Source organism: Klebsiella sp. K-3, from assembly GCF_051207495.1.
Classification (GTDB): Bacteria; Pseudomonadota; Gammaproteobacteria; order Enterobacterales; family Enterobacteriaceae; genus Klebsiella; species Klebsiella aerogenes.
Genome location: NZ_JBPNXF010000001.1, coordinates 537,886 through 555,464, shown reverse-complemented (window position 1 = coordinate 555,464; position 17,579 = coordinate 537,886). Strand labels below are relative to the sequence as shown.

The following is a 17,579-nucleotide window of genomic DNA, read 5'->3' as shown; positions in this document are numbered from 1 at the left end:
GGTTAGAACTATTACGTGACGACCCAGCGCCTGGATCGTCACTTCCCCCTACAACGTCTTGTGGAGAGTTCTATGAGTCAAGGCCTCAACAATGATATGGCAGTCAGCAAAACGCGCCGGGTAGTGAAAAACCTGCGCTGGTGGGTGCTGGTACTGTTTTTACTTGGCGTCACCGTCAACTACATCACACGTAACTCGCTGGGGATTATCGCCCCGGAACTGAAAGCCACACTCGGTATTACCACCGAGCAATATTCGTGGATCGTCGGCGCATTTCAGCTGGCTTATACCATCTTCCAACCGCTGTGCGGCTGGCTTATCGACGTCATCGGGCTCAAGCTGGGCTTTATGGTTTGCGCCACGCTGTGGGCGGTAGCCTGTATCGCGCACGCCGGCGCCGGCAGTTGGCTGCATCTGGCTATTTTGCGCTTCTTTATGGGCGGCGCGGAGGCGGCCGCCACCCCGGCTAACGCTAAAACCATCGGCGAGTGGTTCCCGAAATCCGAACGGCCGATCGCCGCCGGCTGGGCTGGCGTCGGCTTTTCTATCGGCGCGATGCTGGCGCCGCCTATCATCTACTTCGCCCACGCCTCCTTCGGCTGGCAGGGCGCGTTTATGTTTACCGGCGTGCTGGCGCTGCTATGGGTCGTGCTGTGGTGGGTGTTCTACCAGAGCCCGGAAAAACACCCGAATCTCAGCCAAGGCGAGCTGGAGTACATCAAGCAGGATAACGAAGCGCCGCCGGTGAAGCTGCCCTTTTTTACCGCGCTAAAAACCGTCTCGAAGAATAAACGTTTCTACGGTATCGCCATCCCCGCTTTTATGGCCGAGCCCGCCTGGGCGGTGCTGAGCTTCTGGGTGCCGCTGTACCTGGCGAAAGAGCACGGTATGGATCTTAAACAGATAGCGATGTTCGCCTGGCTGCCGTTCCTCGCCGCCGACCTTGGCAGCGTGGTCAGCGGCTACCTCACCCGCCTGTACGTCCGTTGGTTCGGCTGTACGCGAGTCAACTCGGTCATCGCCAGTTCCGTTACCGGCGCGTTTCTGATGATCTCGCTGGCGCTGGTCGCCATTACCCGCGATCCCTATATCACCATCATCCTGATCTCCATTGGCGGTTTCGGCCACCAGATCATCTCCTGCATGCTCAGCGCGCTGGTGGTGGAGTCTTTCGACAAGGGACAAATGGCGACGGTCAACGGTATGCGCGGTTCCGCGGCGTGGATCGCCAGCTTCCTGTTCTCATTATTAATCGGGGTGACCGCCGACAAAATCGGCTTCAACCCGCTGTTTATCGCCATGGGGTTCTTTGACCTGATTGGCGCCGTTTTCCTGGTGGCATTTATTGCTGAACGTCGCGCCAAGCGCGCCTGAGAGTGGATGTAAAATATGAAGACGTTGAAACACTGGAGTTTGCACCAACAGCAGGAGCATCACGTTGAACTGACCGTTGATGGTCAGCACACTTTATGTCTGTATGTGCTGGAAGAGAATTTATTCCGCGTCCTGCTGAAGCGCCAGGGCCAACTGGCGCTGGATCGCACATGGAGTATCGCCCCGCAGCAGGATGTGCCGTGGGAAGGCCGCGCGCGGGATGACCTCAGCGGTTTTAGCCTCCCGGCCTGGCAGATGACCAAAGAAGATGACGCACTGACCATCGCCACCCGCCAGCTGCGCGTCACCGTCCACCAGCCGCTATGGCTGGAGTGGAGCTATCGCGACGACGCCGGCGAGTGGCAGACGCTCGCCAATGACCGCCCAACCAGCGCCTATCTGGCAAATGCCCACGGGGATGGCGTCGCCCATTATCTCAGCCGCCGTAAAGATGAGCGTTTCTATGGTTTGGGTGAAAAGGCCGGCGACCTGCAGCGTAACGGTAAGCGCTACGAAATGCGTAACCTCGATGCCATGGGCTACAACGCCGTCAGCACAGACCCGCTGTATAAACATATTCCGTTTACCATCACGCAGCGCAGCGATATCAGCTACGGCCTGTTCTATGACAACCTGAGTAGCTGCTGGCTGGATCTGGGTAATGAAATCGACAACTACCACACCGCCTATCGCCGCTGGCAGGCGGAAGCCGGCGACATCGATTATTACCTGTTTACCGGTAAGCAGGTGCTGGATGTGACCAAGGCGTTCGTCCGTCTGACCGGTAAAACGCTGTTTGGGCCGAAATGGAGCCTCGGCTATAGCGGCTCGACGATGCACTATACCGACGCGCCGGATGCGCAAAATCAGCTGATGAACTTTATCCGCCTGTGCGAGCAGCATGCGATCCCCTGTGATTCGTTCCAGCTCTCTTCCGGCTATACCTCAATCAACGGCAAACGCTACGTCTTTAACTGGAACTACGACAAGGTGCCGCAGCCAAAAGTGATGAGCCAGTCGTTCCACGATGCCGGGCTGAAACTGGCTGCCAATATCAAACCGTGCCTGCTGCAGGATCACCCGCGCTATGGCGAAGTGGCGGAACGCGGCCTCTTTATTCGCGATTCGCAAACCGATGCTCCCGAACGTTCCAGCTTCTGGGACGATGAAGGTTCGCATCTCGACTTCACCAACCCGCACACCGTGACCTGGTGGCAAGAAGGCGTAACCACCCAGCTACTGGAGATGGGTATCGATTCGACCTGGAATGATAATAACGAGTATGAGGTATGGGACGGCGAAGCGCGTTGCTACGGCTTTGGCCGCGAAATCGCCATTAAGCATATTCGCCCGGTGATGCCGCTATTAATGATGCGCGCCTCGCTGGAAGCGCAGCAGCGTTTTGCGCCGCAAAAGCGCCCGTATCTGATCTCCCGCTCCGGCTGTGCCGGGATGCAGCGCTACGTACAGACCTGGAGCGGCGACAACCGCACCAACTGGGATACGCTGCGCTATAACACCCGTATGGGATTAGGGATGAGTCTTTCCGGGCTGTTTAACGTCGGCCATGACGTCGGCGGATTCTCCGGCGATAAACCCGAGCCAGAACTGTTCGTTCGCTGGGTGCAAAACGGCGTGATGCATCCGCGCTTTACCATTCACTCGTGGAATGACGACCAGACGGTCAATGAACCCTGGATGTACCCGGAAATCACCCCGGCGATCCGCTCTGCCATCGAGCTGCGCTACCGTCTGCTGCCCTATTTGTACACCCTGTTATGGCAGGCGCATGCCGATGACGAACCCATGTTGCGCCCGACCTTCCTCGATCACCAGCACGATACCCAGACATTCGCCGAGTGTGATGACTTCATGCTGGGGCGCGATCTGCTGGTGGCAAGCGTAGTAGAGCCCGGCGCCCGTCAGCGCCAGCTGTGGCTGCCCGATAATCAGGACGGCTGGTACGATTTTTACAGCCACCAGTGGTTCGCCGGTGGTCAGTGGGTGACGCTGGACGCGCCGCTGGAAAAACTGCCGCTGCTGGTCCGCGCCGGCGCCGGTCTGCCGCTCAGTGAACGTATCAGCCACGTCGATGCGCAAAAAGACGATCGTCGCGAACTGCAGTTGTTCCCGCTGAAAGGCACCGGCTCAACCCGCGGCCTGCTGTTTGAAGACGACGGCGAAAGCTGGGGCTATAAAGAGGGTGATGCGCTATGGCTGGAGTGGGAAATGACCTGCAGCGCCACTAGTGTAAACCTGAATATTAACGCTCGCGGCAACTATCGCCCGGCGTGGAAAGCGCTGAAGCTGTTATTACCAGCGGGAGAAAAACGCCAACTGCTGGTGAATGGCGTCGAAGGGACCGAGTGGAGACTCTGACCATAGGCCGGCTGAAACTGCTGGTAGTGGTGGTCTAGAAATCCCCGGTGGCGCTACCGCTTACCGGGGCTACAGCACTATGCTGTTTGGTAGCCCGGGTAAGGCGTAGCCGCCACCCGGGTAACGGAGAGGGATTACTCGATACCTTTACTGCGCAGGTAATCTTCGTAGTTGCCGCTGAAATCGATTACGCGTTCTGGGGTGATCTCCAGTACGCGAGTCGCCAGCGAGCTAACGAACTCACGGTCGTGAGAAACGAAAATCAGGGTGCCCTGATACATCTCCAGCGCCATGTTCAGCGATTCGATCGATTCCATATCCAGGTGGTTAGTCGGTTCATCCATCACCAGGATGTTCGGTTTCTGCATCATCAGCTTACCGAACAGCATGCGTCCTTTCTCGCCGCCGGAGAGGACTTTCGCCGGCTTTTTAATATCGTCCTGGCTAAACAACAGACGACCAAGGATACTGCGTACCGCCTGCTCGTCATCGCCTTCCTGTTTCCACTGGCTCATCCAGTCAAAGACCGTCAGGTCGTTCTCGAAATCTTCGGCATGATCCTGAGCGTAGTAGCCGATACGGGCGTTTTCGGACCACTTGACGGTCCCGTTATCCGCTTCCAGTTCGCCGACCAGCGTTTTCAGCATCGTTGATTTACCGACGCCGTTGGTCCCCAGTACCGCCAGCTTTTCGCCAACTTCCAGCAGCAGATTAACCCCTTTGAACAGCGGGCCGTTATCAAAGCCTTTCGCCAGCGCTTCCACTTCCAGCGCGTTACGGAACAGTTTCTTATCCTGTTCGAAGCGAATGAACGGGTTCTGACGGCTGGAGGCTTTCACTTCATCCAGCTTAATTTTATCAATCTGACGGGCACGGGAAGTCGCCTGACGCGATTTTGAAGCGTTGGCGCTAAAACGGCTAACAAAGGCCTGCAGGTCGGCAATTTGCGCTTTCTTCTTGGCGTTATCGGCCAGCAGACGCTCACGCGCCTGGGTCGCCGCGGTCATATATTCGTCATAGTTGCCCGGATACACGCGCAGTTCGCCGTAATCGAGATCCGCCATATGGGTGCAGACCATGTTCAGGAAGTGACGGTCGTGCGAAATGATGATCATGGTGCTGTCGCGTTCGTTCAGCACCTGCTCCAGCCAGCGAATGGTGTCGATGTCGAGGTTGTTCGTCGGTTCATCGAGCAGCAGGATATCCGGATTGGAGAACAGCGCCTGCGCCAGCAGGACACGCAATTTCCACCCCGGCGCGACTTCGCTCATCGGGCCGTAATGTTGCTCCACGGGAATACCGACGCCGAGCAGCAGTTCGCCGGCGCGCGCTTCGGCGGAGTAACCGTCCATCTCGCCGTATTTTACTTCCAGGTCGGCCACTTTATAGCCGTCTTCCTCGCTCATTTCCGGCAGCGCGTAGATGCGATCGCGCTCTTGCTTCACTTCCCACAGCTCGCCGTGGCCCATGATAACCGTATCCAGCACGGTGAACTCTTCGAAGGCGAACTGATCCTGGCGCAGCTTACCGATACGCTCGTTCGGGTCGAGAGACACGTTGCCCAGCGTCGGCTCAAGATCGCCGCCGAGGATCTTCATAAACGTGGATTTGCCGCTGCCGTTGGCGCCAATCAGGCCGTAGCGGTTGCCGCCGCCAAATTTGACGGAGATGTTTTCAAACAGCGGCTTACTGCCAAACTGCATGGTGACGTTGCTGGATACTAGCACGAGGATATCCTGAAAATAGAGAATTAGGGATGTGATGAACCAGACATTATGCCAGCAAATGGTTCACTTTTCACGGACTGCGGTAAAAAGCCCGCCAATAACTATGCTATGGTCAGGGTTTTACCGCAAAATGACCGATTGCTAAGACATAATAATTATCCGCAATTCAGAGGGAATTTATGACCACCCGCACCAGCCATCCTGCATTTATCTCGCTTCAAGGCGGCATCAACTTTCGCGACCTCGGCGGTCAACGCGCGGCCGATGGCCGGCGCGTACGTTCTGGCAAACTGCTGCGCTCGGGTTCGCTGCACAACATGACGCCGGAGGATCTCAATCATCTCAGCGCTATTCCGCTGAGCCGGGTGCTGGATTATCGGGATCCGACAGAGGTCAATCGCAGCCCTGACCGGCTAAATAGCGAAGCCTTCTACCTCAACGCTCCGGCCAATCCGCTTTCCAGCAGCGTCAATGCGAAAGTCACCGAGTTTAACGCCGCGACCCTCAACACCATGGACGGCGAGCAGTTTATGCTACAGCTCTACCGTCAGTTGCCGTTTGATAACGCCGCCTATCGCCAGTTGACTCAGTGGTTGATGGAACCTTTCGACGGCGCGCTACTGCAGCACTGCGCGGTTGGTAAAGACCGTACCGGCGTCGGCTGCGCCCTAACGTTGTTCGCGCTCGGCTGCGATAGCAATACGGTCATGGAAGAGTATCTGCTGACCCAAGGGATGCTGGCGCAGGTCGAAGGATTCCTGCTCGACACCTTCGGCGAAGGCCTTAATGATAACGGACGTAAAAATCTCGCCGCCATCATGACCGTCCAGGAGTCGTATCTGGCGACCGCGTTGTCCAGCATTGAACAACGTTACGGTCATGTCGACCGCTGGCTGGAGCAGGAATATCGCCTGACGCCGCAGGCGCGCGAAGCGTTACAGTCGCGGCTGCTGGAAGATTAATCCACGTTTCGATAACCAGACGATTCGCCGTGAAAGCGGCGCGTAGCGCACTACACTAGTAGCAACAGGAAAAAATTGTGATTTCGTACACATCTGATTTACCTGTTTATCGGAAAGCACATATAATGCGCTCCCATCTACTATCTGAATATCTAACAAGGCCCGTGTGGCGTTGACACCGCGCACGACATGAAGAATATGAAATTATCGACACTCTTAGCGGCAGCCTTCGCCATCGTGGGCTTTTGCAACACAGCTTCAGCTGTTACCTATCCTCTGCCGACCGACGGCAGCCGTCTGATTGGCCAGAACCAGGTCATTACTATTCCAGACGATAATAAACAGCCGTTGGAATATTTCGCTGCCAAATACCAGATGGGTCTGTCCAACATGCTGGAAGCGAACCCGGGCGTGGATACCTACCTGCCGAAAGGCGGCACCGTGCTGAATATTCCGCAACAGCTGATTCTGCCGGACACCGTGCATGAAGGTATCGTCATCAACAGCGCCGAGATGCGTCTGTACTACTACCCGAAAGGCACCAATACCGTGATCGTACTGCCGATCGGTATCGGCCAGTTGGGCAAAGATACGCCGATCAACTGGACGACCAAAGTTGAACGTAAGAAAGCGGGCCCGACCTGGACCCCGACGGCGAAAATGCACGCCGAATACGCCGCGGAAGGCAACCCGCTGCCGGCAGTCGTGCCAGCAGGCCCGGATAACCCGATGGGCCTGTACGCGCTGTATATCGGTCGTCTGTACGCTATCCACGGTACCAACGCCAACTTTGGTATCGGCCTGCGCGTGAGCCACGGCTGCGTGCGTCTGCGTAACGAAGACATCAAATTCCTGTTTGAGAACGTGCCGGTCGGCACCCGCGTGCAGTTTATCGATGAGCCGGTGAAAGCCACTACCGAACCGGATGGCAGCCGCTACGTCGAAGTACACAACCCGCTGTCGACCACCGAAGCGCAGTTCAAAGGCGGCGAAATCGTGCCTATCAGCCTGACTCAGGCCGTGCAGTCGGTGACCAGCCAGCCTGACGTTGACCAGAGCGTAATGGATCAGGCGATCCAGAACCGTTCAGGGATGCCGGTGCGCCTGAACTAATTTCAGCTAGCACATGAAAACGGCGGGCCAGGTGCCCGCCGTTTTTTATCTGCTCGCAGCGCCAGCAGGGCAAATCTTCCCGCTAGCCGTTATTGACCAGAATGACCCCGCCATGATCGTAGCGGTAGCGGCAGTGCGCGTACTCCAGCGGCGTACCATCTTCCAGATAAATCACCTGCTCAACCTCCAGCACCGGATCGGTCGGCTCGCAGTTAAGATGTAATTTATCCAGATCATCCGGCTTCTTCGCCCGCACCACCCGATAAGACCCCATCAGCTTCAGCCCCAGCGTCTCCTGCACGTAACGAAACACCGAACTCTGCAGATGGCTTTTATTGAGCCCCGGCACCAGCGCCACCGGCATTACCGTAAGATCCAGCGAGACCGGCTCGCCGTTAAGCAACCGCAGGCGGACGAAGTCATACACCGGCGCATCGGCGTCGATCAGCAGCGAACTTTGCTCCTTCTCGCTGGGAAAACGCAGCTCAAAGCGCAGCACTTCGCTTTGCACCTCGCCAAGATGCTCCCAGGTTTTAGTGGCGCCAAAATAGTCGCTGCCGGGCAGTTCCCACTGCGATAGCTGGAGGAAATTTTTCCGTACAAAGGTACCCTGACCTTTGCGGGTGTAGATAAGACCCTCGACAATCAGCTGACGCATTGCCTGCTGGATGGTCATCCGGCTGGTATTGAACTCTGCCGCCAGCGCAAACTGGTCGGGTAACGGCGCGCTGGCAGGATACTGCTGGCTAATGATCCGCTTTTTTATTTCCCGCGCGATATTAAGATACTTCGCCGTCATTCTCCGATCCTTTAACATTTTGTGAATGGCTGGCGGGCGGCATACACCGCCCGCTCGCCGTTACATCTCTTCGCCATTACTGTGGATAACCCGCTTCAGCCACGCGTAGCTTTTCTTAGGTACCCGCTTGAGATCCTTAAGATCGTGGTTTTCACGATTGACGTACACCACGCCGTAGCGTTTACGCATGTCGCCCTGCGAGCTAAGAATATCGATTAATCCCCAGCCGAGATAGCCTATTACCTGCGCCCCGTCTTCAAACATTGCCGCTTTCATGGCGTTAATATGATCACGGTGATAGGCAATACGATAATCATCGGCGACCGGGTTTTCGCCGTCCCAGGATTCGATTACCCCGATACCGTTTTCAATCGGGAAGACCGGTAGCCGCCAGTCATTGTAATAGCGGGTAATGATCATGCGGAATCCCAGCGGATCGATCTGCCAGTTCCATTCCGTCGCTTTCAGATACGAATTGTCCTGGTTGCCGAACAACATGTAGTTGTTCACCGCCGTACCCGGCGGGATCGCGTCGCTATTGAGCGCGCGGCTGGCGTAGTAGCTGAATGCCAGATAGTCGACCTTCACCGTCGCCATCAGCGCAATATCTTCAGGGCGATAAATATCGTCAAAGCCTTCGCGAGCGACAAAATGCATCACCTCCGGACTATAGCCCTCGCCCGCGTAGGCGCGCAGCAGGTTCTGGTTTAAAAACTCGTCCAGTTGCTGGGCGCACAGAATATCGCGCGGCTTACAGGTCGCCGGATAGACCAGCGCATGGGCCAGCATTCCGCCCATCAGACACTGCGGTTTGGCCTGATGGAGATAGTCGGTGAGATGGACGTGGGCCATCATCACGTGGTGCTGAATTTGGTAAAGCTCGCGCAGCGTTTTATCGCCACGCAGATAGCCGGTGATCAGAAAAGCCTCCGGCGAATGGTAAAGATTCTGTTCGTTGAAGGTCAGCCAGTACTTCACCTTATCGCCGTAGCAGTCGATCATCTTCTGACCGTAGCGGATAAAGGCGTCCATTACCCGGCGGTCGGTAAAACCGTTGTAGCGCTCCGCCAGCGACAAGGGCATATCGAAGTGATAGAGGCAGATCATTGGTTCAATACCGCGGGCAATGAGCTCATCAATAAACTGATGGTAGAACGCAATCCCCTCTTCATTGAACTCGCCATCTCCCTGCGGGCAGACGCGGCTCCAGGCTATCTGGAAGCGATAGCAGTTCATGCCCAGATCCTGCATTAAATCAAAATCTTCGCGGAAGCGATGGTAGGAGTCGGTCGCTACCTTCCAGTCCGAGGCGAACTCCGACGGTTCACGGATATCGTATACCGACATCCCCTTCCCCCCCTCATTCCACGCTCCTTCGGTCTGCATGCTGGAGACCGAATTACCCCATAAAAAATTGGCCGGTAGTTTGTCTTTCATGGTTCGCCTCTGTATATGACTAGTCATTTAAATGTTATGACTAGTCATATACAAAAAAACCGCCGCCGAAGCAAAAGCAGGATCGTTTTCTGTGAGCCATACACACAAAAAAGATCGCCGCAAGCGGCGATCTTTATAAGCACGGAAAAAACGGCGTTACTGCGCGTCAAGCTGCTTACGGCGATATTCCCCCTGGCGCTCCAGCATCCAACCCGGATACTCGCGCGGCAGCGCGCTGACCGCGTCAAGCTGGCGTAACTCATCTTCACTCAGGCGAATAGCGGTGGCGGCAATGTTATCCTGCAACTGTTCGGCCCGTTTGGCGCCAATAATAACGCTGGTGACCGCCGGCTGATGCAGCAGCCACGCCAGCGCAATCTGCGCTACCGATACCCCTTTCGCTTCGGCTATCGCCTGCATGACGTCGATGCAGTCAAAGGCGCGATCTTTATTCACCGGCGGGAAGTCGAACTCCAGGCGACGACCGCCCGCTTCCGCCTGCCCATCGCGGCGATATTTACCGCTCAGCAGTCCGCCCGCCAGCGGGCTCCAGACCATCAGGCCGAGACCTTCGCTTTGCATCATCGGCACCAGTTCGCGCTCCAGGTCACGCCCGGCAATCGTGTAGTAAGCCTGCAGAGAAGCAAAGCGCGAGAGCCCAAGGCGTTCCGCGATGCCCAGCGCTTTGGCGATTTGCCAGGCCGCCCAGTTAGAAACGCCGATGTAGCGCACGTGCCCCTGCTGCACCAGAGTGTCCAGCGCCGACAGCGTCTCTTCGATAGGCGTCGCCGGATCGAAACCGTGTAATTGGTAGAGATCGATATGATCGAGCTGCAGGCGGCGCAGGCTCTCTTTCACGCTGCCCATAATGTGGTAGCGGGAGCTGCCGCGCGAGTTCACCCCAGCGGTGCCGGTTTCGCCGAACACTTTGGTCGCCACCACCACGTTTTCACGCGGTATCTTCAGGTTCTTTAACGCCTGGCCGGTTATCTCCTCCGAGCGTCCTTCTGAATAAACGTTGGCGGTATCGATGAAGTTGATGCCCGCATCCAGCGCGCTGCCCACCAGCTGTTCGGCTTCCGCCTGGCGCAGCTGGCCGATTTTCCCCCACATCCCCTCTTCGCCGCCGAAGGTCATGGTGCCAAGGCACAGCTCAGAGACAAACAGGCCGGTATTTCCCAGTTTTTGATAACGCATAGCAGTGTCCTCATTCGGATGATTAACGTCAGCCAGATAGTTATAGCCCGAGCGTCGTCATCGCGAATGGGGTGTTCCTGCCCGTTTCTTGCCCAATCCTCTGAAAATCAGCGCCACAGCGCGAGCAAGGCATAACCGGTGAGCGCCGCCCAGATCAGCAGCGGAATGGAATAAAGATGAAAGCGCCACCAGATCCGGCGGTCGCCGGCCATCCGCAACGCAATCAGATTCGCCAGCGACCCGGGCAGTAGCCCAAAGCCGCCGACGTTCACCGCCCACGCTAACAGCATCGTTGGCGGTACGTAATTAAGCAGCAAAATAGTCGATGGCACGTTGCTGATAAACTGCGACAGTCCGATTGCCGTCAGCCACAGCCCGCCGGAAGAGAGCTGGCCGACGCCGTTCAGCCACTGCTGCAGCACCGGCAGCTGCGTCAGCAGGTGAACGTCGATAAACATCGCCATAAACACCAGCAGCAGCGACCAGTCGACGTTGATAATCACCGCTCGCGCCAGCAACAGGAACCCGACGGCAATGAGCGCCAGTCCCCAGAGTTCCTGCTTCATCTCCAGCGCCGCCAGAAAGATAAGGTAGAAAGCGAGGCAGCTCCACACCAGCTTAGGCCGCCACTCCGGCGCTTTGTCGCTACTTTGATAATTGAGCCGAGCGGCGGGGAAACAGAACCAACACAGCACCAACAGCGTGATCATCATCGCCGCCGCCAGCGGCAGCATCTGGCCGATAAAGGCAAGAAACGATAGCCCGGAGCGCCCCCACAGTAAGATATTCTGCGGATTGCCGATGGGCGTTAATAAAGAGCCGGCATTAACCGCCAGCGCTTCAAAAATAATCAGCCGGTTCACCGGGATGGCGCACCATTTTTTCAGCGTCAACGTGAGGGGGACGACGATGAACAGCGCGACGTCGTTGGTCAAAAAAGTGGAAAGCAGCACGGCAGCCAACACCATAAAGATGGCCAGCTGGCGCTCGGTGACGAAACGGCGCGCCATTTTACGCCCCAGTACATCAAAATAACCGCTCAGTTCAATCCCTTTTGTCAGCAGCATCAGCCCGCTGAGCGTGATGATAGTGTGCCAGTCGATAGCCTGCCCCCAGCGCCGAGGCGAGAAAGGAACGAACAGGCTAAGAATAATGGCGATAAGCAATAAAAGATGCAGGAAACGGTCACGGGCGAGCGACTGCACAAAGGGGAGATTCATTCCGCGTGTAATCTCTGGGTAAACAGCTTAAATTGCGCCAGCGTCTCTTCGCTGACGTGGTGCTCCATTCCTTCCGCATCGCGGCGGGCAATCTCCGCGCTCACGCCAATCGCCAGCAGAAAGTTTTCCACAATCTGATGACGCTCGCGGCTTTCATGGGCCAGCTTTTCCCCTTCCGGGGTTAAGAAGATCCCGCGCCAGGGGATCTGTTCGATCAAGCCGACGCTCGCCAGACGTTTAAGCATTTTCGCCACCGTCGGTTGCGAAACGCCAAGACGCGCAGCCATATCCACCTGGCGCGCTTCGCCCACTTCGTTGATCAGATCGGAGATCAGCTCCACATAGTCATCAATCAGCTCGCGACGATGCGCTTCGCGCACCTGACGGAACCCCTCTACGTGTTCTTCGACATTAACCAGCTGCGTCACTTTTTTAGTTATGGGCTTACCTGCGCGACGGTTCATTGTGCTTCCTCGTTGGTGTGACGCGTCAAGCATCATATAAAAGGATCCACATTGTAATGGATTGCGCCCGGAGCACAAAAAAATAACATTTTAGCCATAGCTATAAAATATAGCCTGTGCTATATCTGTATGTAATGCAAACAGCCATCACGGATTTGACGGCGCGAAAACGCAGGAGGAATAACCATGAACGAATTCAAGAGGTGCTTAAACGTGTTTAGCCATTCACCCTTTAAAGTACGCTTAATGCTGATCGGCATGCTGTGCGACATGATCAACGGCAAACCGCAGCAGGATAAACCTAACCACTAACGCGGCGTCGCGGTACGCCGCTTCATTTTTTTGTCATTTTTCCCCGTTAACCTACCCGGTTTCCTCGCCTTTCAGCGCTTTTTTCAAGTTTTGTAAGCTTTCTCGCAAAACAATCTGTTATGAACAGTTGACCTTACCATTCGCAGGCCCTATCGTTTGTCAGCCCTGCCACTACTGCGGCTCGCAGAGACCCTCTTCACGCACTGTCCAGCAGGTTTTACCCCCTTGATGCCAGGGGACGAACATGGCGTCTTGTTGATTACGAATTATGAATGTCACTCTGAAAGAAACGCTGGCCGCCCGCAGGCTGGCCCTGAACCCGTGGACAGGATTCTACTTTTTACAGTCGCTGTTGATTAATCTGGCGCTTGGGTATGAATTTAGCTTGCTCTATACCGTTGCGTTTACCTGCGTACTCCATCTGCTGTGGCGCACCTTCCCGCGGGTACAAAAAGGCGTTGTTGGCCTCTATTCCCTGCTGGCCGCAATGTACTATCCCTTCGGCCAGGCTTACGGCGCGCCGAACTTCAATACGCTACTGGCGCTGCACGCGACCAACGTTGAAGAATCGACGGAAATACTCACTATTTTTCCGTGGTACAACTATTTGCTGGCGGTATTTATCTTCGCCCTCGGCGTCATTGCCATACGGCGGAAACCGCAGCCGCCCACGCGCCTTGGCAAAGTGGAATATCTGGGGCTGCTGTTTAGCATCGGTATCTTCTTTCTACAGCCAGTGCAGAATCTGGCCTGGGGCGGCGTCTTTAAAGTCATTGATAGCGGTTATCCCGCCGTGCGCTTCGTAAAAGACGTGATCGTTAATAACAATGAAGTGCTGGATGAACAGGCGCGGATGGCGCAGTTAGCGAACATGAAAGATAGCTGGCACGTGCTGGCGGTGAAGCCTAAGTACCATCTCTATGTTGTGGTGATTGGCGAAAGCGCGCGCCGCGATGCCCTTGGCGCTTTCGGCGGCCACTGGGACAACACGCCGTTCGCCAGCTCGGTTAACGGCTATCTGTTTAAAAACTACGTGGCCGCCAGCGGCTCCACGCAGAAGTCGCTGGGCCTGACCCTCAACCGGGTGGTTGACGGCAAACCCCAGTATCAGGATAACTTCGTCACCCTCGCCAACCGCGCAGGCTTCCAGACCTGGTGGTTCTCCAATCAGGGACAAATTGGTGAATACGATACCGCCATCGCCAGCATCGCCAAACGCGCCGATGAAGTGCAGTTCCTGAAAAACGGAGATTTTGAAGCCAATAAAAATACTCAGGATGAACAACTGCTGAAACTGACCGAGCAGGTCTTATCAGTCGAGCGCAGCCAGCCGCAGCTGATCGTATTACATATTATGGGCTCGCACCCGCAGGCCTGTGACCGCACAAAAGGCAAGTACACCACCTTTGTGCAGTCAAAGGAGACCTCGTGCTATCTCTACAGCGTGACGCAAACCGACGCGCTGTTGGCAAAGCTCTACGGCCAGCTACAGAATTCCGGCAGCTCTTTCTCGCTCACCTATTTTTCCGACCACGGTCTGGCGTTTAAAGAACGCGGTAAAGCAGTGCAGTATCTCGCCCATGATGACAAATATCAACAGAACTTCCAGGTACCGTTTATGGTGCTCTCCAGCGACGATAAAGCGCATAAGATGATTAAAGCCCGCCGCTCGGCGAATGATTTCCTCAGCTTCTTCTCGCAGTGGACCGGGATTAGCGCGCAGGAAATTACCCCGCGCTACCGCTTTATCTCGGAACAGAAAGCCGGACCGGTGTATATCACCAATTTCCAGTTACAGAAAGTGGACTACAACCATCTGGGCAGCGACGAGTTTACCGTCAACTAAACGGTATCGCCGAATCACAAGCAAAAAAAATCCGCCCCTTGAGGCGGATTTTTTATATCACCGAAGTGATTAGAAGCGGTAACCTACGCCAGCAATCCAGGTGCCGACGTCAACGTTACGAATGCGAGACTGCTCGTAGGAGAAGTCCAGGGCAACGTTTTCGATCGGGTTGAACTGCATACCAGCGCCGTAAGAGAAACCGTAGTCGCTCATGTCGGATTTCTGGTTCGGGAAGTTGTTGTTCTGGAACTTACCGTAGCCAACACCGATTACGCCGTAGATGCTCGCCCAGTCGTTCAGACGGTAAGCCGGACCAGCGGTGATGCCGTAGTACTGACCTTTGTTGTAAGTACCGTTGCTGGTGTTGTCTTTTTCGGTGTAGGTGAAGGAACCGATAACGCCCAGCGGGTTGTTATCTTGCTCGTAACGGTACTTAAGGTTGAAACCGCCTGCTTTGTTAGCTTTACCCTGCATGTCGCTCTGAGCGTAACCACCGGTAACGGTAGAAGTTGCAGCGAAAGCAGTAGTACCTACGGATGCAGCCAGAACAACGGCCAGTGCTGAAAGACGTGCAATTTTATTCATAACCACCTCAAATGTGTTTCTAATAAGTCCTAAGTCTTAAATATATCAAAAACTTTTGGGAAACTCTTTTGACTTTACATTGTCTAACATACTTTTTCATGTAAGCAAAAGTTTCCACGATTTCGTAACAATCTGGAAATCAAACACTTTTCGCGCAAAAAGTGCTTAACGTTTACCAGCCGTAAGCGCTGCGCATCCAGATTATTCTTAGTCGCGAAGGCATTCCCCTACGCATTTTACGCCATTGTACTGTTTTTCCACCCTCTTTTTTCAACAATCGCTAAACCGTTAAGCGGTTATTCCAGTACACTGGAACCTTTACCTCTTTTGACAAACCCTGACAGGAGAAAGGATGCCCGGCTCGTCCCGTAAAGTTCCGGCGTGGTTGCCGATACTGGTTATTTTGATCGCCATGGTCTCCATTCAGAGCGGCGCATCGCTGGCGAAATCGCTCTTCCCGTTGATTGGCGCACCGGGCGTCACCGCTCTGCGCCTGACGCTCGGCACTTTAATTTTAGTCGTTATTTTTAAGCCGTGGCGACTGCGCTTTGCCCCGCAGCAGCGGCTGCCGCTGTTCTTTTACGGCGTAGCGTTAGGGGCGATGAACTATCTCTTCTATTTATCGCTGCAGCGGATCCCGCTTGGCGTCGCGGTCGCGCTGGAGTTCACCGGGCCGCTGGCGGTGGCGCTCTTCGGTTCACGCCGTCCGCTTGATTTCGTCTGGGTGGCGCTGGCGGTGCTCGGGCTGTGGTTCCTGCTGCCGCTTGGGCAAAACGTAGGGGAAGTGGATTTAGTCGGCGCGCTGTTCGCGCTCGGCGCCGGCGCATTCTGGGCGGTCTATATTCTTACCGGCCAGCGCGCGGGTGAAGAACATGGCCCGGCGACGGTGGCCATGGGCTCGCTCATCGCGGCGGTGATTTTTGTGCCCATCGGCATCGTCCAGGCCAGCGATACGCTGCTGCAATGGTCGCTGCTGCCGCTGGGGCTTGGCATCGCCATTCTCTCTACCGCGCTGCCCTACTCGCTGGAAATGATTGCCCTGACGCGGATGCCCACCCGCACCTTCGGCACGCTGATGAGCATGGAGCCGGCGCTGGCAGCGCTCTCAGGAATGGTGTTCCTCGGCGAGACGCTGACGCTGACGCAAACTCTGGCGCTAGGGGCGATTATCATCGCCTCAATGGGGTCGACGCTGACCATGCAGCGGCAAAGCAAAATTGAGAAAGTCGATATAAATTAAGATTTTGTTACCACACTGGCTCGCGGTCTTAGCGAGCCAGTCACTTACTTCTAATTGTATGATTTAACAAAACTTTTTAAATAGCCAACAACTTAGCGCTATCGGACTGATATGGACAGCCGATGCCTCATACCCGATATCCCTTGCTATAATTAGTCCCGAAGTCATTTGGGACAAACGCTCTACATAATTCAAATTTGAAGTATGACGAGTATCAATATCAAGAGGATATGAAACTATGAGTACCGCAAAACTGGTTAAAACTAAAGCGTCTAACCTGCTCTATACCCGTAACGATGTCGCAGACAACGAGAAAAAAGCTACCGTTGAGCTGCTGAATCGCCAGGTGATCCAGTTCATCGACCTGTCGCTGATTACCAAACAGGCCCACTGGAATATGCGCGGTGCCAACTTTATCGCCGTTCATGAAATGCTGGATGGTTTCCGCACTGCGCTCACCGATCACCTTGATACGATGGCTGAACGTGCCGTTCAACTGGGCGGCGTCGCACTGGGCACCACTCAGGTCATCAACAGCAAAAGCCCGCTGAAAAGCTACCCCCTGGATATTCACACCGTTCAGGAACATCTGAAAGAGCTGGCCGACCGTTATGCCATCGTGGCCAATGATGTGCGTAAAGCTATCAGCGAAGCGAAAGATGAAGACACCGCCGATATCTTTACCGCGGCTTCCCGCGACCTGGATAAATTCCTGTGGTTCATCGAAGCGAATATCGAATAAACGTCCGTCGCCGTCAGCGCCCGCTGGCGGCTATTTCCATCCCCCCCTACAACCGCTTAACTCGCCCTCTTTTGGTGCACCACCTTGTACACAATACGTACTAAAGTAAAACAATTGTAATAATCACCTCACACAATCGTTACAGCAAGATTGTTTTCCCATCAGGGTTTGCGTTAAAAATG

The 17,579-nt window shown here is 55.2% G+C and carries 15 protein-coding genes; 8 read left to right on the top strand and 7 right to left on the bottom strand.

Annotation, left to right across the window (positions count from 1 at the left end; all coding sequences use genetic code 11):
- Nucleotides 1-72 precede the first annotated feature (72 nt).
- Nucleotides 73-1,374 carry an MFS transporter gene (locus ACSEMK_RS02670; RefSeq protein ID WP_113374838.1) on the top strand — a complete coding sequence of 434 codons (1,302 nt, stop codon included), beginning with the start codon at nucleotides 73-75 and terminating at the stop codon, nucleotides 1,372-1,374.
- Between the two features lie 15 nt (nucleotides 1,375-1,389).
- Nucleotides 1,390-3,753, top strand: a complete 2,364-nt coding sequence (locus ACSEMK_RS02665) for a glycoside hydrolase family 31 protein (protein ID WP_316424450.1) — start codon at nucleotides 1,390-1,392, stop codon at nucleotides 3,751-3,753.
- Nucleotides 3,754-3,887: 134 nt separating this feature from the next.
- Here the strand turns inward: ACSEMK_RS02665 and ACSEMK_RS02660 are convergent, their stop codons facing one another.
- Nucleotides 3,888-5,480, bottom strand: coding sequence for an ABC-F family ATPase (locus ACSEMK_RS02660; protein WP_015367567.1), 1,593 nt, complete (start codon nucleotides 5,478-5,480; stop codon nucleotides 3,888-3,890).
- 179 nt (nucleotides 5,481-5,659) lie between these two features.
- Here ACSEMK_RS02660 and ACSEMK_RS02655 point away from each other — a divergent pair, with 179 nt between their 5' ends.
- Together ACSEMK_RS02655 and ldtB are read left to right on the top strand one after the other, a co-directional pair.
- Entirely contained in the window at nucleotides 5,660-6,442 is a 783-nt protein-coding gene (locus ACSEMK_RS02655; protein ID WP_047049100.1) for a tyrosine-protein phosphatase, read from the top strand.
- Nucleotides 6,443-6,640: 198 nt separating this feature from the next.
- The gene (ldtB, locus tag ACSEMK_RS02650; RefSeq protein ID WP_015367569.1) at nucleotides 6,641-7,555 is read left to right on the top strand and encodes a L,D-transpeptidase; all 915 of its coding nucleotides are present in this window, start codon (nucleotides 6,641-6,643) and stop codon (nucleotides 7,553-7,555) included.
- An 82-nt stretch (nucleotides 7,556-7,637) separates the two neighbouring features.
- On the opposite strand, the gene ACSEMK_RS02645 is transcribed toward ldtB, so the two are convergent.
- The 5 genes from ACSEMK_RS02645 to mntR all read right to left on the bottom strand — a co-directional run bounded on the left by ACSEMK_RS02645 (nucleotide 7,638) and on the right by mntR (nucleotide 12,672).
- Nucleotides 7,638-8,354: a GntR family transcriptional regulator gene (locus tag ACSEMK_RS02645; protein ID WP_271032232.1), complete on the bottom strand. Its 717-nt coding sequence runs from the start codon at nucleotides 8,352-8,354 to the stop codon at nucleotides 7,638-7,640.
- Nucleotides 8,355-8,414: 60 nt separating this feature from the next.
- Nucleotides 8,415-9,791, bottom strand: a complete 1,377-nt coding sequence (locus tag ACSEMK_RS02640) for a glycoside hydrolase family 1 protein (RefSeq protein WP_430914953.1) — start codon at nucleotides 9,789-9,791, stop codon at nucleotides 8,415-8,417.
- 156 nt (nucleotides 9,792-9,947) lie between these two features.
- The gene (locus ACSEMK_RS02635; protein WP_113373914.1) at nucleotides 9,948-10,988 is read right to left on the bottom strand and encodes an aldo/keto reductase; all 1,041 of its coding nucleotides are present in this window, start codon (nucleotides 10,986-10,988) and stop codon (nucleotides 9,948-9,950) included.
- Between the two features lie 107 nt (nucleotides 10,989-11,095).
- Complete coding sequence (locus ACSEMK_RS02630; RefSeq protein WP_430914952.1) at nucleotides 11,096-12,208, bottom strand: anion transporter; 1,113 nt, start codon at nucleotides 12,206-12,208, stop codon at nucleotides 11,096-11,098.
- Nucleotides 12,205-12,672, bottom strand: a complete 468-nt coding sequence (gene mntR, locus ACSEMK_RS02625; protein ID WP_113373913.1) for a manganese-binding transcriptional regulator MntR — start codon at nucleotides 12,670-12,672, stop codon at nucleotides 12,205-12,207. Before mntR ends, ACSEMK_RS02630 begins: the two co-directional genes overlap by 4 nt.
- 186 nt (nucleotides 12,673-12,858) lie before the next feature.
- Between mntR and mntS the strand changes: the two genes are divergently transcribed.
- Both mntS and ACSEMK_RS02615 read left to right on the top strand, forming a co-directional pair.
- A complete protein-coding gene (gene mntS, locus ACSEMK_RS02620) occupies nucleotides 12,859-12,984 on the top strand; it encodes a manganase accumulation protein MntS (RefSeq protein ID WP_015367575.1) in 126 nt (41 codons plus the stop codon).
- A gap of 268 nt (nucleotides 12,985-13,252) precedes the next feature.
- A complete protein-coding gene (locus ACSEMK_RS02615) occupies nucleotides 13,253-14,830 on the top strand; it encodes a phosphoethanolamine transferase (RefSeq protein WP_087860020.1) in 1,578 nt (525 codons plus the stop codon).
- Nucleotides 14,831-14,899: 69 nt separating this feature from the next.
- On the opposite strand, the gene ompX is transcribed toward ACSEMK_RS02615, so the two are convergent.
- Nucleotides 14,900-15,415, bottom strand: coding sequence for an outer membrane protein OmpX (gene ompX, locus ACSEMK_RS02610; RefSeq protein WP_015367577.1), 516 nt, complete (start codon nucleotides 15,413-15,415; stop codon nucleotides 14,900-14,902).
- Between the two features lie 352 nt (nucleotides 15,416-15,767).
- On the opposite strand from ompX, the gene rhtA reads away from it, so the two are divergent.
- Together rhtA and dps are read left to right on the top strand one after the other, a co-directional pair.
- On the top strand, nucleotides 15,768-16,655 hold the full coding sequence (gene rhtA / locus ACSEMK_RS02605) for a threonine/homoserine exporter RhtA (protein ID WP_045364611.1): 888 nt from the start codon (nucleotides 15,768-15,770) through the stop codon (nucleotides 16,653-16,655).
- Between the two features lie 238 nt (nucleotides 16,656-16,893).
- Nucleotides 16,894-17,397 carry a DNA starvation/stationary phase protection protein Dps gene (gene dps / locus ACSEMK_RS02600; RefSeq protein WP_015367579.1) on the top strand — a complete coding sequence of 168 codons (504 nt, stop codon included), beginning with the start codon at nucleotides 16,894-16,896 and terminating at the stop codon, nucleotides 17,395-17,397.
- Nucleotides 17,398-17,579 lie beyond the last annotated feature (182 nt).

Coding starts and splice junctions, on each gene's coding strand:
- ACSEMK_RS02655 (WP_047049100.1), top strand. CDS start 5,660: ATGACCACCCGCACCAGCCATCCTGCATTTATCTCGCTTCAAGGCGGC.
- mntS (WP_015367575.1), top strand. CDS start 12,859: ATGAACGAATTCAAGAGGTGCTTAAACGTGTTTAGCCATTCACCCTTT.
- dps (WP_015367579.1), top strand. CDS start 16,894: ATGAGTACCGCAAAACTGGTTAAAACTAAAGCGTCTAACCTGCTCTAT.
- ACSEMK_RS02640 (WP_430914953.1), bottom strand. CDS start 9,791: ATGAAAGACAAACTACCGGCCAATTTTTTATGGGGTAATTCGGTCTCC.
- rhtA (WP_045364611.1), top strand. CDS start 15,768: ATGCCCGGCTCGTCCCGTAAAGTTCCGGCGTGGTTGCCGATACTGGTT.
- mntR (WP_113373913.1), bottom strand. CDS start 12,672: ATGAACCGTCGCGCAGGTAAGCCCATAACTAAAAAAGTGACGCAGCTG.
- ompX (WP_015367577.1), bottom strand. CDS start 15,415: ATGAATAAAATTGCACGTCTTTCAGCACTGGCCGTTGTTCTGGCTGCA.
- ACSEMK_RS02630 (WP_430914952.1), bottom strand. CDS start 12,208: ATGAATCTCCCCTTTGTGCAGTCGCTCGCCCGTGACCGTTTCCTGCAT.
- ACSEMK_RS02665 (WP_316424450.1), top strand. CDS start 1,390: ATGAAGACGTTGAAACACTGGAGTTTGCACCAACAGCAGGAGCATCAC.
- ACSEMK_RS02635 (WP_113373914.1), bottom strand. CDS start 10,988: ATGCGTTATCAAAAACTGGGAAATACCGGCCTGTTTGTCTCTGAGCTG.
- ldtB (WP_015367569.1), top strand. CDS start 6,641: ATGAAATTATCGACACTCTTAGCGGCAGCCTTCGCCATCGTGGGCTTT.
- ACSEMK_RS02670 (WP_113374838.1), top strand. CDS start 73: ATGAGTCAAGGCCTCAACAATGATATGGCAGTCAGCAAAACGCGCCGG.
- ACSEMK_RS02615 (WP_087860020.1), top strand. CDS start 13,253: ATGAATGTCACTCTGAAAGAAACGCTGGCCGCCCGCAGGCTGGCCCTG.
- ACSEMK_RS02645 (WP_271032232.1), bottom strand. CDS start 8,354: ATGACGGCGAAGTATCTTAATATCGCGCGGGAAATAAAAAAGCGGATC.